Raw genomic sequence first — 12,792 nt, forward strand, 5'->3', positions numbered from 1 at the left:
TTGGAAACAGGTTACTTGCGACTGAAGAACGCCAGACGTTCTTCATCGAGGGTCAGGCCGATACCCGGTGTACGGGGTACTTCAAGCTGGAAGTCACGGTAAACCGGCGCTTCGGTGACGATGTCTTCGGTCAGCAGCAGCGGGCCGAACAGCTCGGTGTGCCAGGTCAGCTTTTTCAGGGTCACAAAGGCATGGGCAGCGGCCAGCGAACCGACACTGCCCTCCAGCATGGTGGCACCGTAGAGGCCGATGCCGGCGGCCTCGGCAATGGCCGCGGTGCGCAGTACCGCCCGCGGGCCACCGTTCTTGGCGATCTTGAGGGCAAACACCGAGGCGGCACCCTCGGCCGCCAGGTTAAAGGCATCCTCGACACACTCGATGGACTCGTCCGCCATGATCGGCGCCGGGCTACGCTGGTTCAGACGTACCTGGCCGCTGCGGTTGTTGCGCGAGATCGGCTGTTCGATCAGGTCGATACCATTATCGCCGAGCTCCCGGCAGGCGCGGATCGCCACGGCCTCGTCCCAGGCCTGGTTGACGTCGACGCGCACCGAGCCACGGTCCCCCAGCGCCTTCTTGATGGCAATAACATGCTTGAGGTCGCGACTCACCTCATTGGCACCGATTTTTAGCTTGAACAGCCGGTGGCGGCGGATGTCCAGCATCTGTTCGGCTTCGGCAATGTCCTTCGCGGTATCGCCACTGGCCAGGGTCCAGGCCACTTCCAGCGAATCGCGTACGCGCCCCCCCAGCAACTCGCTCACCGGCAGACCCAGGCGTTTGCCCTGGGCATCCAGCAACGCGGTTTCGATACCGGACTTGGCGAAGGTATTACCCTTGATGCTGCGATCCAGCCGCTGCATCGCGGCGTTGACATTGCTGCCATCCTGCCCGATCAGCAACGGGGCAAAGAAGCGGTCAATATTGGTCTTCATGCTATCCGGGCTTTCGTTGCCGTAGGCCAGGCCACCGATGGTGGTCGCCTCACCGATGCCTTCGATGCCATCGGCGCTGCGGATGCGCACGATCACCAGGGTCTGGCGCTGCATGGTATGCATGGCCAGCTGGTGCGGCCTTATGGTTGGCAGATCAACGATGATGGTCTTAATCGACTCGATCGCGCTCGAAATCATGTTTATACCCACTCGGTTCTGTACGTGCTGAAACCGATACTGAACCGAAAAGCCGACCAGCTCCAATATTGAATTTGTCTGATACTATACTCACCAGGTATCGTTACTGACACTCAACATCCTGGAGTCCCAATGGAACTGCGTCACCTGCGTTACTTCCAGGCACTGGCTCAAACCCTCAATTTCACCCGTGCCGCCGAGATGCTACATATCGCCCAGCCGCCCCTGAGCCGCCAGATCCAGCAGCTCGAAGAGGAACTCGGGGTGACGCTGATCGAACGCACCAGGCCGCTGCGTCTCACCGAGGCCGGCCGCTTCTTTCACGAACATTCCAGCGCCCTGCTGGAGCAGCTTGAGAAGGTCTGCAACAATACCCAGCGCATTGGTCAGGGCCGCAAGCGCTGGATGGGCATCGGTTTTGCGCCCTCCACCCTGTACGGCGTACTGCCGCAGCTGATCGGGCGCCTGCGCGGTGACGAGGGCATCGAGCTGGGTCTGAGCGAAATGACCACCGTGCAGCAGGTCGAGGCGCTCAAGGCCGGTCGTATCGACATCGGCTTTGGCCGTATTCATATCGCCGATCCTGCCATACAACAGCAGGTGCTCACCGCCGACCCGCTGGTTGCCGCCCTTCCCGCCGGACACCCGTTAGCAGGCAAGACGGTCAGCCTTGCGGATCTGGCCCGCGAGCCCTTCGTGCTCTATCCCGGTAACCCGCGCCCAAGCTACGCCGATCATGTACTGGAGCTGTTTGCCCGCCACAGCCTGCGCATCGAGGTGGTGCAGTGGACCCATGAAATGCAGACCGCCATTGGCCTGGTCGCCGCCGGCATCGGCGTCACCCTGGTGCCCGCAGCCGTGCAGCAACAGCACCGCCAGGATGTGAACTACATCCCGTTGCAGGAGCAAGATGCCACCTCCCCCATCGTTCTCAGCCTGCGGGCGAGCGACAGCTCACCCCTGGTAATGCATTGCAGGGCCCTGATCGAGGAATACCTGCCGGCTGATGCGACTAAGGCCTGAGCACGGCCGGGAAGCGACGTCGGGAGGTACTGCGCCAGCAAGCCTGAATTACAGTTCGGCACTGTTAGCAGGGTGTTGAAAAGCGCCAGCGCTTTTTTTGACATTGAGCGCAGTAGTTGCCGCGAATGAAGGCCGGGAGGAGCTTGAGTATACCGGGCAGTGCCGGTTGGACCGGCTGCGCCGGCCTCCCCTCGCACGACACCATTGCGCACTTGACCTGTATGCCGAGCCCGCACGACAGAGCCCTTGGGCTGATGTCGTGCGGGGGGCATGGACAAGCTATCGACGCACGGGGCCGCCTCAGGGTACGCGGTATTCCCCGCAGACATTTTCCTCAGGGGCCCCTCAGTCAGCGGTTGTGGCCACAGCCGCTTTGCGGGAAAGCGTCCAGGTATCGTAATCACGCAGCAGAAACAGCGCCAAGCAGGCCGCCAGCATCGGCCAGGCCGCGAAGAACAGCAGATTGTCGAACGGTTGCAGGTACTTGCCAAACGATGCCAGCGTCGAAACTGTGTGCAGAGCCAGGATGATGCCGTAGGTCCAGGTTTTCAGCAGCCCCGCCACGAAGGCCAGCACCAGAACCAGCTGAGCCACGCCAATCACGTAAAAAACATTTTCCCCCAGCCCGGCCAAGCCAAAGAACACATCGAAGACCTTTGCGGCATGTTCAGGGCGGAGCAACTTGTCCAGGGACCAGAACAGAAACACGGAAAAGATACCCAGTCTGAGCATCAGCAGGGCAAGAGATAGCTGTTTTGGCACGTTGTTCTCCTTCGGTTATTTTGAACGATCGTTCAAGTGACTACCGGAGTGAAGCAGGGTTCCCGAAATGTATAACGAAGCAGCAGTATTTTTTAACAAACGGCCTTGATCCAGGCACTCTGGGTGCTTTGGTTTCAGCGCAGCCGATCCCGCTGCCTGGCGGCGATGACCTCCATTTGCCACAGCTTGGCACTCCCGCCCTGGTCCGGCGTGCAACGCGCATGGCTGCGGATTAGCTGAATACAGACCCAGACCCTTTCGCCCCGGCGACAGCCCTGCGTGAGGATAGAGACGACGAGTGACATTGGTATCAAGGCGGCAGCGTGAAGAACAGTAGTGGCGTCAGCGCCGGGCGGGTGTGGCAAGTTCTATAAGGTAACCGTTAACGCCGTACTGGCCCTGCAGAGTTTCCACTGCCTGTTAGTGTCCGAACACCGACCAGCCGGTTTTATGCACCAGCATTTCCAGTGCTTCGGTGCCGAGCTTGCTGTTGCCGATATGATCCAGCCCCGGCGACCAGACCGCGATAGAGCCCTTGCCCGGCGCAATGGCCAGAATGCCGCCGCCGACACCGCTTTTGCCCGGCAGGCCCACACGGTAGGCGAACTCGCCGGAACCGTCGTAATGACCGCACATCATCATCAGGGAGTTGATGCGCCGTGCCCGTTGCGCCGATACCACCCGCACGCCGGTGCTCGGGTTAACGCCATCGGCCACCAGGAACAGGCCCGCCTGGGCCAGCTGTTCACAGGTCATGGAAATGGAGCAGTGATGGAAGTAGGTGCCCAGCACCTTGTCCACCGGGTGTTTGAGGCGGCCGAACGAGGCCATGAAGTGCGCCAGGGAGGCGTTGCGGTCGCCGGTTTTCAGTTCCGAACGCGCCACCGTTTCGTCAATGCCGATAGAAGAATCATTGGCGATAAAGCGCACGAACTGCAGGATTTCCGCCAGGGTTTCCCGGGGCTGGTGCCCCATCATGATGGCATCAACAATGGCGATGGCACCGGCATTGATAAACGGATTGCGCGGTTTGCCGTTCTCGTGTTCGAGCTGCACGATGGAATTGAACGGATCCCCCGAGGGTTCGCGACCCACCCGCGACCAGACCGCATCGCCCAGTTTTCCGAGCGCAATGGTCAGCGTAAACACCTTGGAAATGCTCTGGACCGAGAACAGCGTGCTCGCACTGCCGGCACTGAATGTACGCCCATCCGCCAGCGCCACGCTGATGCCAAACTGCTGCGCATCCACGGTGGCCAGCTCCGGTATGTACTGCGCCACGGTGCCCCTGTCCTCACGGGCAAGCAGCTCGGCGGTAATGTCGTCCAGGATATCCTGCATGGGGGCTCCGGTGATGCTCTGAATAAGGCTAAGGAAAGCGGACTGCCTGCTCAGGCAGCCGCGGCAACAAAGGCGATTTCCACCAGCAATTCAGGACGTGCCAGCTCTGCCTTGACGCAGGCACGGCTCGGCGCACAACCGGCGGGCAACCAGGCCTCCCAGGCTTCGTTCAGCCCCGCGACATGGGCGAAATCCGTTACGTAGATGGTCACGGACAGGATGCGCGACTTGTCACTGCCCACGCTGGCCAGAGAGGCCTCGGCCTGCTCGAATATCTGCCGGGCCTGGCCGACGATATCGGCGCTGGTGTCCCCTTCGGCGACTTCCACGAAATGGGCAATACCGTTATAGACAGTAGCGTCCGACCAGCGCGGACAGGGATTGATGCGTTTAATATCCACAGAAAAATCCTGACACTTAGATGATTGAATCAGGCCGGAATAATAGCGGATTACCGGGGGCGCAGTAAGGGTGAATACATGGGCAAGGCAAAAGGCGCAAGGCATCGTTTAAATCAGAGGGGACAGCATGTCCAGAGGCACTATCACGTCTGCTGGGGCCGGCACGGCACGGTTTATGAGTGACGGGTATCACGGAGGCTCCCGGGCATCACTCAGAGGGCCGGAGCAATCCTCACAACTGCCGGCTTCTGCGAGCTGCAGAAAACCACTACAATGCGCGCCTTTCAGCATCCAGCAGCACACCTATCGCGGGACAGGCATTGAGCATCACACTTGGCAAGCGGCTGGCAAAAATTGAATCCATGGTCACGGCGGGTTATGACCATATCTGGGATTGCTGTTGCGACCATGGTCTGCTGGGCGCGCAATTGCTGACACGCCAGGCTGCGCCCTGCATTCACTTCGTGGACCGGGTACCTGCGCTTATGGGCGACCTGGAACAAAAGCTGCTACGGTTTTGCCCGCTACAGCCAACCCAACTTCCAACGCCGCCCTCGGTGCAGGCACCGATAAAAGGGTCATCAGAGTGGCACCTGCACTGCCTGGACGTTGCCACACTGCCCCTGCAGCAGCATGCCGGCAGGCACCTGGTGATTATCGCAGGCGTGGGTGGGGACCTGATGATACAGCTCGTCAGTGCCATTCATAGCGCGCATCCCACGGCGGATATCGACTTCCTGCTCTGCCCTGTGCATCACCAGTTTGCCCTGCGCCAGCAGCTGATCCGGCTGGGTTTCGGCTTGCGTAACGAAGCCCTGGTGGAAGAGAATCGGCGCTGCTACGAAATCCTGCTGCTCTGTACCCCTGCAGCCAGATGCCAGGCTGCAGATAGCATTAGCCCTGTAGGCAATCAGCTCTGGCGTGCAGCCAGCGCCACAGAGACGAAGATCGCCTCTGATTACCTGGACAAAACTCTCAGGCACTATAAACGCATACAGCAGGGCAACAAGGCCGATGTGCAGCATATTATTCGGGCATACCAGGCTGTGACGGTTGCCTGACCCAAAAAAGGGCAAGAATTTATCCGCCCCTGTTATTGAATGACCCTGCCTGCCAGGCCATAAGCTATGCGTTATATTAACCTGACTGGCCAATAGGTTCGCCCTCCCTATTTGCCAGTTATGTATAGGAAGTACGGTGTGCCGCGTACGCAGGGATGCGTATACGGGGTCACCCCCCACTTTTCACCATTGAAGAATGGGCGCCCGTGCGTGGACCTGCTGGATTCTCTCGGGTGAAGGGATGGGGTTCGCATTGGGCCATCCTTTTCAAAGGAAGGCCAATGATGAAACATCCCTGTTTCATGCATTAACCCGGGTTAATAACATCGGACCATAAAGACAATTTTTCGCGGCACCGGGCATTTACACAACGCCTGAACTAGTAATAAATATAACGTTGCCTTCACCGGCTTGTCCGGTTCAACGCCTTTTTAGAGCGCTGCTTTTGTGGCAGTTTCACCGCAGCGTCAGTGCCAATCGCTCCATCTGCAGCCAAGCGGAGCAGACGCCGGAACTTTGGACATTCCATATGACTGGGTGCAGAACAAACCGCAGCATGTCGCAGGCCATCACGCATCGCAATCAGCTTGTGAATGGTCCTGTCCAGCTCATCTGCCTTGCTGACCAGCAACTCCCTGTCAATCACCGGGCTCCCTTTAGACCCAAGCATGCGGGCAATTTCATCGAGTGAAAAACCCGCAGCCCGCCCCAGGGCTATCAGCGCCAGTCGCTCCAGAATGTCCGCGCTGAAAACCCGCCGCAAGCCTTGCCTGCCAATAGAGCTGATTAACCCTTTTTCCTCATAGAACCGCAACTTGGAGGCCGGCACCCCGGAACGTTTGGCGACTTCAGCGATATCCATAAACACCCCTTGACCTCAAGTCAACTTGAGGTTGTAAGCTAGCACCAGGTTGAAATCGAAACAAGCAAAGGGGACAGCTATGAACCATCTACTTTCAATATTGCTAATAGGAACAGGAGCCACCATGGTGATGGACTTGTGGAGCCTGGTACGCAAGCCACTGCTCGGTATACCGCCCCCAAACTACGGCATGGTGGGACGCTGGATAACTTACATGGCTTACGGGCAGTTTCAACACGATGCCATAGCCGCATCCGCCCCCATGCGTGGAGAACGTGTCACAGGATGGATGTTTCACTATCTGACAGGCATCGCTTACGCCGCATTATTGATCGCCATATGGGGAAATTCCTGGATTCACACCCCAACGCTTGGCCCTGCGCTTGCTGTAGGCATTATTACAGTGGCAGCACCCTTTTTGTTAATGCAGCCAGGTATGGGGGCGGGAATTGCAGCGTCGCGCACACCAAAACCCAACTCAGCTCGATTACAGAGTCTTATAACGCACGCAGTTTTTGGGCTCGGCTTATATGTATCAGGCTGGGCAATACAGTTTTTTTCACAACTTTAAACCCGCCTTAGTAAAGCGTACACAGGAGAATGAAATGCGTATCCCAGTGCGTTATGCCCCCATATTATTCAGCGCTCTACTGTCAGCCATCATGGTCTGTATCGTATCCGCTTTCGTTCTTGTAATATCACAAGGGATTCATTCCGGATTCGCTACACAATGGGTGAAAAGCTGTATGACCACCTGGCCGATCGCCTTTGCTGCAGTAGCGATTGTAGCGCCCCTGGTAAAAAGAATAGTCGGGCGAATAACTGCATAAACCCGCGGCACATGTTTCGTCATTGGCCGCAGGCTCATGTGACCCCCACAGCAACCAGCATGTCCGCGCACCTGCGCCTGGTTTTGTGGGGTCACTGGTATGAGTTCCAGCTCAGTGTGGCCCAGACCACGACGCGCTCGCTGACAGCCGCCGACAATCAGCATCGGCAATACATTAACTCCGCCGCACACACGCCAGAATCCTCCAGCTGCGCAAGGCGCCATTCGGCCGGTTTTCTCAGCCCTCCTCCTGCTCCCGCAGAATCGCTTCCAGGCTGATCTTCGGGCAAATAGCGTGATTAATGTAATCGACCAGATTGCTGGCTGAACGCCGGATATATTTCTCGGTCGCCGCATCCAGGCATTGCCCCTGGGCATCGAAGACCTGCTGGATTTTGGCGATGGAGACCGCCAGCGGCAGTGGCATGGCGCCAACATGGGCGCAGATGGCCCGCAGCTGCTCGGTGGACTTGATGGCACCAATGACACCGGCCGCCACCCCCAGTATGGAGACTGGCTTGTCACCAAGCACGCTGGGAAAGCCGAGGTTGTCGATGGCCAGTTTCATCGGGCTGCTGATACCACCGTGATACTCGGGGGACGCCAGCAGCACGCCAGTGGCCTCACCGACGGTCCGCTGGAACCGCTCAAGCGCCGCAGGGTCTCGCGCCGGCAGGCCCGGCAGGGGCAAATCCAGGGTGTCGAGCCGAATGGGCGTCACTTCGACCCCCGGCGTTTTCTTCAGCTCGTCGATGGCGAGCTCCAGCGCCATGGCAGTGTAGTTGCCAGGCCGTACGCTGCCGCAAATGGTCACGATCTTGATGCTCATAGGCAAGCTCTCCCCTCGCTGTTTCTTCAGAACACTAAATGCATGAGCGAGCCCCGACCAGGGCTGCATGAGGCCCCGCCAGGCTCGCTGTACCGGAGTTACCAAGCTTAGCAGGCGATCGGAAAGAGTGAGTCGGGCCGGCAAAGGAATGGGGCGGGGGCCGGCCCTCGCGGCGGCCTTGGGGTGCGGGATAATCCGCCGTCAGACGTACTGCCCGGCGGCATCGCCGCAGGCCCAGGCGAACTGAAAGTTGTGCCCACCCAGGTGGCCGGTGACATCCAGGCACTCGCCGATAAAGTAGAGCCCCGGGGCCTTTTTGGCCTCGAAGGTCTTGGACGAAACCTCGTCGGTATCGATGCCGCCACGGGTGACTTCCGCCGTACGATAGCCTTCGGTGCCGGCGGGCTTGATGACCCAGCGGTGGAACGCCTCGGCCACCGCGGCCAGCTGCGGGCCGTCGAAGCGGTTGATGGGCCCCTCAAAGCCCCACAGATCGCAGAAGGTCTGCACCACCCGCTTGTGCATCTGCTGGCTCAGCAGCGTGCGAATGTCCGCCCTGGGACGGGCTTCGCGCTGCTCACCAAGCCATTGCAGCAGGTCCAGCTCCGGAAACAGGTCGATCTCGACCTCGCCACCCGGGTCCCAGTAGGACGAGATCTGCAAAATGGCCGGGCCGCTCAGGCCACGGTGGGTAAACAGCAGGTTTTCCACGAAGGCCGCATCGCCGATACGGGCACGAATACGGTGCGAGACGCCGGACAGCGGCTTGAAAATGTCCAGCTCCCTGGGCTGCAGGGTAAAGGGCACGAGCGCGGCCTGCAGCGGCAGTACATTAAGCCCGAACTGCCTGGCCGTTTCATAGGCAAAGGGCGTGGCGCCCCCATTGGGTATCGACAGTCCGCCGGTCGCGATCACCAGGGAGCGGCACTGCCAGATGCCGGCCGAGGTTTTTACCCGGTAGCCATCGCTGTTCTTGTCGATGCGATAAATCGAGCTTTCGGTGCGTACGTCCACCCCGGCCCAGTCACACTCGGTCAGCAGCAGCTGCAGTATCTCCTTGCTGGAAACATCGCAGAACAGCTGCCCAAGCGTTTTCTCGTGGTAGTCGATACCGTGGCGCTCCACCAGTTCGATAAAGCGTGCGGCGGGATAGCGGCTCAGGGCCGACTTGCAGAAATGCGCATTGGCCGAAAGGTAGTTGGCCGGGCTGTTGTGCAGATTGGTGAAATTGCAGCGCCCGCCACCTGACATCAGTATCTTGCGGCCAATCTTGTTGCTGTGTTCGAGCAGCAGCACCGAACGGCCCCGATAGCCGGCCGTGGCCGCGCACATCAGGCCTGCGGCGCCGGCACCAATGATGATCACATCGCGGGAGAAATCCTGGGAATGCAAGGAGCTTACCTGGCTGTATTGGAAAGGCGCGCATGCTAGCACAAAAGGTGCGCCAGGGCCGCTACCGGCCGCGCCTGGCTGAACGCCAAGCGCCGCGCTGGATCGGATTCAGACGGAGCCGCTATCAGGCTTGGCTACGGGCTTTTTATGGCTGGAATCGCACAGCGGCGGCGTCCCGGTTGCCTTGCACAGGCAGAGCCAGACACTGCCGCTGCGTTCGGCGACGAAAACGACAGGATCAATCCCGGTGCCCTGATGGGAGCCATCACACCAGGGCTGGTTATCGGAGCGCCCGCAGGCACACCAAGTGTAGGTCTCTCCTTCTGTCAGTTCGACCTTGACCGGTGCATTGCCGGCGCGATGAATCGGTGAGTGAGACATGCTGCTGGCCTCCGCTTGCGCATTGACCTAAACCTAGCAGCCCACCCAGTCGAACGCCAACCGCGCGGCTGGCCCTGGGCACAACCGCACGCCATCACGCGGTGCCGCAAGCGTCAGTCTTTGGCATCCTGCTGATCATCGCCGGCGGGCTCAACGCTGGCGTCACTATCCGCCTTGGCATCCGCCATTTCGGCTGCGTTTTTCTCACGGTTCAGGCGACGAATTTTTTCCGCCAGACGGCCACCCTGAGGTTGCTGTGCCTTCAGGCGCGCTTCACGCTCTTCCTTTTCCAGCTGCTTTTCGTAAACGGATTTCTGCTTCTTGCGATTATCCAGCGAGCGGCGCTTGCGGCTCTCGTAGCTGGTCGGGTCGGCCAGCTTTTCACTGCGCCGAGGCGCTGTTTCGCCCCACTCGATACGGTTGGCATCGGAGCGTTTTTTCTTCAAACGTGTCATGTCGGATCCTGCTGTTGCTCGTCTTCCGCCGCCTGCCGTTCGGCTTCTTCCAAAGCGGCCTGGCGTCGTTTCTCATCCCATTCGGCGACGGTCTCGAAACTGACTCGTCCGAGCTTGCCGCCACGTATTTCCATTAACAGTATTTCTGATGCCTTGTGCCGATCGACAACGCCACCGGGCTTGAGACAGCCCCGCTTGCGCCCGATTTGCTCCAGCAGCTCGTCCGCGATTTCCGCCAGCGTCGTCAACCGGTAACGCTCCATCAGGCGCTGCGGGTAGGACGCCAGCATAAACCCGGCGGTAAACAGCGCCACGTCCTCCAGCTCAATTGCAGTATCACGGATTGCGCCGCTGGCCGCCAGGCGGTAACCGGAATCCGGGTCGACAATCTTGGGCCAGAGGATACCCGGGGTATCCGACAGCGCCATGCCGCCCTGCATCATGAAGCGCTGCTGGTGCCGCGTGACTGCCGGCGTATTGCCCACCTTGGCGATGCGCTTGCCCACCAGCGCATTGATCAGGGTAGACTTGCCGACATTGGGAATCCCCATGATCATGGCGCGCACCGGCCGCCCCTGGGCTACCCGGGACGGTACCAGCTGCTTGCACAGTTCGGGCAGTCGCTTGATCAGCTTGCGGTTCTCGTTGTCCAGCGCCAGCGCCTGCACGCCGTCCATTGCATTGAAAAACGCCAGCCACTGGGCCGTCACGTCCGGATCGGCGAGATCCGACTTGTTCAGCAACTTGATAACGGGTTTGCCCTTGCGCAGGGAATCCACCAGCGGATTCTCGCTCGACTGGGGCAGGCGGGCATCCAGCACCTCGATCACCACATCGATCTCGTCCATGGTTTTGGCGATCTCTTTGCGGGCCTTGTGCATGTGTCCCGGAAACCAATTAATGCTCATCTTTACCCTGCCCTGTTCGAAGGCCGCCTATTATAGCGTTGTGGCGCCAAAGCGATACTCCCATGGGGCCGATCAGCCCTATCGGAAAACGCTCATTTGCGTATACACTTCATAGCTGTGATTTGAGAACAGCAGGAGCGGCGGGAAAATGGACAAAACCCCTGACAATCAGTGCCTGCTTGTGGCCCGCCAGCCGATCTTTGATCAGCACCAGAAGGTCGTGGCTTACGAGTTGCTGTACCGGCCTGATGAGGAAGGAGCAGGCGCTTCACGACTCGAAGGAGCAGCCCCCAACGGCGAAATCATTCTCAACATCTATACCAGCATTTCCGACTCCGGCTCCGTACGGCGGGTACCCGCCTTTGTGCCGGTCAGTCGCGAGCTGCTGCTGTCCGGCTATTTCCCCGATTTGCCCAGCAAGCAGGTCGTCATCGAGCTCGAGCCCGGCCTTGAACCGGATCAGGATTACGAACGCGCAGCGCTCAAGCTGGTCAAGGACGGTTATCGCCTGGCACTGTGCAATTTCAGCTACAGCCCGCGCCACGACAACCTGCTGCGGGCCGCCCAGATCGTCAAGCTGGATGTGCGCCGCTTCGACGAAACCCAGCTGGATCAGCAGATCAGCCTGATGGCCCCCTTCAAGGTCGCCTTCCTCGGTGAGGGCATTGATGGCTTCGAGCAGCTCGAACGCTGCATCGACATGGGATTCAAGCTCTACCAGGGCAGCTTTCTCAGCAAGCCCAAGCTGGTGCAGGAACGCCGCGTCAGCGCCCAGCAGTTCACCCTGCTGCAGCTGATTCAGGAACTGCAAAAGCCCGCCACCACACCGGACAAGCTCGAGGCCCTGATCATCCGCGACCCGGTGCTGACGTTCAAGCTATTACGCATCGTCAACTCCGCGGCTTACGCCCTGGTGCGCAAGGTGGAGTCCATTGCCCAGGCCGTCGTCCTGCTGGGACTGGAGCAGGTCAAGAAATGGGCAACCCTGATTTCCATGTCTGCCAACAAGGACAAGCCTGAAGAACTGTCCCGCGTGCTGCTGATTCGCGGCCGCATGTGCGAACTGGTGGCCATTACCCAGCGCCAGCCCGCACCCACCAGCTACTTCATGGCCGGCATGATGTCCGGGCTGCACGCCATGCTGGATATCCAGCAGGAATCAATGCTGGCCCAGGTGCCCCTGGGGGATGACGTCAAGGCGGCTATCCGCGGCGACGAAGGGCCTATCGGCGATGTACTGAAAAATGTAATCAACTATGAAAACGGTGACTGGGACCGCCTGCCGGTGGACTTCAACAGCGCCGTATACGACTGGGCCTATCGGGCCAGCCTGCAATGGGCACAGGAATCCATGCAGGCGATCCACGAGGACTGACCGCCTCGCCCACCGCAGCCACATTATCGACGGAGACACA

At 59.6% G+C, this 12,792-nt stretch carries 15 protein-coding genes; 5 read left to right on the forward strand and 10 right to left on the reverse strand.

Features of this window, described 5'->3' with window-relative positions:
• Positions 1-11: 11 nt before the first annotated feature.
• Positions 12-1,133: a muconate cycloisomerase family protein gene (locus KDW95_RS07470; protein WP_255855659.1), complete on the reverse strand. Its 1,122-nt coding sequence runs from the start codon at positions 1,131-1,133 to the stop codon at positions 12-14.
• A 132-nt stretch (positions 1,134-1,265) separates the two neighbouring features.
• On the opposite strand from KDW95_RS07470, the gene KDW95_RS07475 reads away from it, so the two are divergent.
• A complete protein-coding gene (locus KDW95_RS07475) occupies positions 1,266-2,156 on the forward strand; it encodes a LysR family transcriptional regulator (RefSeq protein ID WP_255855660.1) in 891 nt (296 codons plus the stop codon).
• Between the two features lie 345 nt (positions 2,157-2,501).
• Here the strand turns inward: KDW95_RS07475 and KDW95_RS07480 are convergent, their stop codons facing one another.
• The 3 genes from KDW95_RS07480 to KDW95_RS07490 form a co-directional block, all read right to left on the reverse strand.
• Complete coding sequence (locus KDW95_RS07480; RefSeq protein ID WP_255855661.1) at positions 2,502-2,918, reverse strand: hypothetical protein; 417 nt, start codon at positions 2,916-2,918, stop codon at positions 2,502-2,504.
• 420 nt (positions 2,919-3,338) lie between these two features.
• Positions 3,339-4,259 (reverse strand): glutaminase, encoded by a 921-nt coding sequence (locus tag KDW95_RS07485; RefSeq protein ID WP_255855662.1) that lies wholly within the window; start codon positions 4,257-4,259, stop codon positions 3,339-3,341.
• A gap of 50 nt (positions 4,260-4,309) precedes the next feature.
• On the reverse strand, positions 4,310-4,660 hold the full coding sequence (locus tag KDW95_RS07490) for a RidA family protein (protein ID WP_255855663.1): 351 nt from the start codon (positions 4,658-4,660) through the stop codon (positions 4,310-4,312).
• A gap of 320 nt (positions 4,661-4,980) precedes the next feature.
• On the opposite strand from KDW95_RS07490, the gene KDW95_RS07495 reads away from it, so the two are divergent.
• Positions 4,981-5,721 carry a tRNA (adenine(22)-N(1))-methyltransferase gene (locus KDW95_RS07495; RefSeq protein ID WP_255855664.1) on the forward strand — a complete coding sequence of 247 codons (741 nt, stop codon included), beginning with the start codon at positions 4,981-4,983 and terminating at the stop codon, positions 5,719-5,721.
• 403 nt (positions 5,722-6,124) lie between these two features.
• On the opposite strand, the gene KDW95_RS07500 is transcribed toward KDW95_RS07495, so the two are convergent.
• Positions 6,125-6,583 (reverse strand): helix-turn-helix domain-containing protein, encoded by a 459-nt coding sequence (locus tag KDW95_RS07500; protein ID WP_255855665.1) that lies wholly within the window; start codon positions 6,581-6,583, stop codon positions 6,125-6,127.
• A 79-nt stretch (positions 6,584-6,662) separates the two neighbouring features.
• Here KDW95_RS07500 and KDW95_RS07505 point away from each other — a divergent pair, with 79 nt between their 5' ends.
• Positions 6,663-7,154 (forward strand): DUF2938 domain-containing protein, encoded by a 492-nt coding sequence (locus tag KDW95_RS07505; RefSeq protein WP_255855666.1) that lies wholly within the window; start codon positions 6,663-6,665, stop codon positions 7,152-7,154.
• A gap of 91 nt (positions 7,155-7,245) precedes the next feature.
• Entirely contained in the window at positions 7,246-7,413 is a 168-nt protein-coding gene (locus tag KDW95_RS23600) for a DUF2798 domain-containing protein (protein ID WP_370646696.1), read from the forward strand.
• Positions 7,414-7,650: 237 nt separating this feature from the next.
• Here the strand turns inward: KDW95_RS23600 and KDW95_RS07510 are convergent, their stop codons facing one another.
• The 5 genes from KDW95_RS07510 to ylqF form a co-directional block, all read right to left on the reverse strand.
• On the reverse strand, positions 7,651-8,241 hold the full coding sequence (locus KDW95_RS07510) for an NADPH-dependent FMN reductase (protein WP_255855667.1): 591 nt from the start codon (positions 8,239-8,241) through the stop codon (positions 7,651-7,653).
• A gap of 201 nt (positions 8,242-8,442) precedes the next feature.
• The gene (locus tag KDW95_RS07515; RefSeq protein ID WP_370646697.1) at positions 8,443-9,573 is read right to left on the reverse strand and encodes an NAD(P)/FAD-dependent oxidoreductase; all 1,131 of its coding nucleotides are present in this window, start codon (positions 9,571-9,573) and stop codon (positions 8,443-8,445) included.
• Between the two features lie 168 nt (positions 9,574-9,741).
• A complete protein-coding gene (locus KDW95_RS07520) occupies positions 9,742-10,014 on the reverse strand; it encodes a CDGSH iron-sulfur domain-containing protein (RefSeq protein ID WP_255855669.1) in 273 nt (90 codons plus the stop codon).
• Between the two features lie 113 nt (positions 10,015-10,127).
• Positions 10,128-10,469 (reverse strand): hypothetical protein, encoded by a 342-nt coding sequence (locus KDW95_RS07525; RefSeq protein ID WP_255855670.1) that lies wholly within the window; start codon positions 10,467-10,469, stop codon positions 10,128-10,130.
• Positions 10,466-11,377: a ribosome biogenesis GTPase YlqF gene (gene ylqF / locus KDW95_RS07530; protein WP_255855671.1), complete on the reverse strand. Its 912-nt coding sequence runs from the start codon at positions 11,375-11,377 to the stop codon at positions 10,466-10,468. The genes KDW95_RS07525 and ylqF overlap by 4 nt, the downstream gene beginning before the upstream one ends.
• A 148-nt stretch (positions 11,378-11,525) precedes the next feature.
• Between ylqF and KDW95_RS07535 the strand changes: the two genes are divergently transcribed.
• A complete protein-coding gene (locus KDW95_RS07535) occupies positions 11,526-12,752 on the forward strand; it encodes an EAL and HDOD domain-containing protein (protein WP_255855672.1) in 1,227 nt (408 codons plus the stop codon).
• The last annotated feature ends 40 nt before the right edge of the window (positions 12,753-12,792 follow it).

This window comes from Marinobacterium rhizophilum (genome assembly GCF_024397915.1).
In the GTDB taxonomy this organism is placed as follows: Bacteria; Pseudomonadota; Gammaproteobacteria; order Pseudomonadales; family Balneatricaceae; genus Marinobacterium_A; species Marinobacterium_A rhizophilum_A.

Coding starts and splice junctions, on each gene's coding strand:
- KDW95_RS07500 (WP_255855665.1), bottom strand. CDS start 6,583: ATGGATATCGCTGAAGTCGCCAAACGTTCCGGGGTGCCGGCCTCCAAG.
- KDW95_RS07535 (WP_255855672.1), top strand. CDS start 11,526: ATGGACAAAACCCCTGACAATCAGTGCCTGCTTGTGGCCCGCCAGCCG.
- KDW95_RS07525 (WP_255855670.1), bottom strand. CDS start 10,469: ATGACACGTTTGAAGAAAAAACGCTCCGATGCCAACCGTATCGAGTGG.
- KDW95_RS23600 (WP_370646696.1), top strand. CDS start 7,246: ATGGTCTGTATCGTATCCGCTTTCGTTCTTGTAATATCACAAGGGATT.
- KDW95_RS07510 (WP_255855667.1), bottom strand. CDS start 8,241: ATGAGCATCAAGATCGTGACCATTTGCGGCAGCGTACGGCCTGGCAAC.
- KDW95_RS07520 (WP_255855669.1), bottom strand. CDS start 10,014: ATGTCTCACTCACCGATTCATCGCGCCGGCAATGCACCGGTCAAGGTC.
- KDW95_RS07485 (WP_255855662.1), bottom strand. CDS start 4,259: ATGCAGGATATCCTGGACGACATTACCGCCGAGCTGCTTGCCCGTGAG.
- ylqF (WP_255855671.1), bottom strand. CDS start 11,377: ATGAGCATTAATTGGTTTCCGGGACACATGCACAAGGCCCGCAAAGAG.
- KDW95_RS07475 (WP_255855660.1), top strand. CDS start 1,266: ATGGAACTGCGTCACCTGCGTTACTTCCAGGCACTGGCTCAAACCCTC.
- KDW95_RS07470 (WP_255855659.1), bottom strand. CDS start 1,133: ATGATTTCGAGCGCGATCGAGTCGATTAAGACCATCATCGTTGATCTG.
- KDW95_RS07505 (WP_255855666.1), top strand. CDS start 6,663: ATGAACCATCTACTTTCAATATTGCTAATAGGAACAGGAGCCACCATG.
- KDW95_RS07515 (WP_370646697.1), bottom strand. CDS start 9,573: ATGTGCGCGGCCACGGCCGGCTATCGGGGCCGTTCGGTGCTGCTGCTC.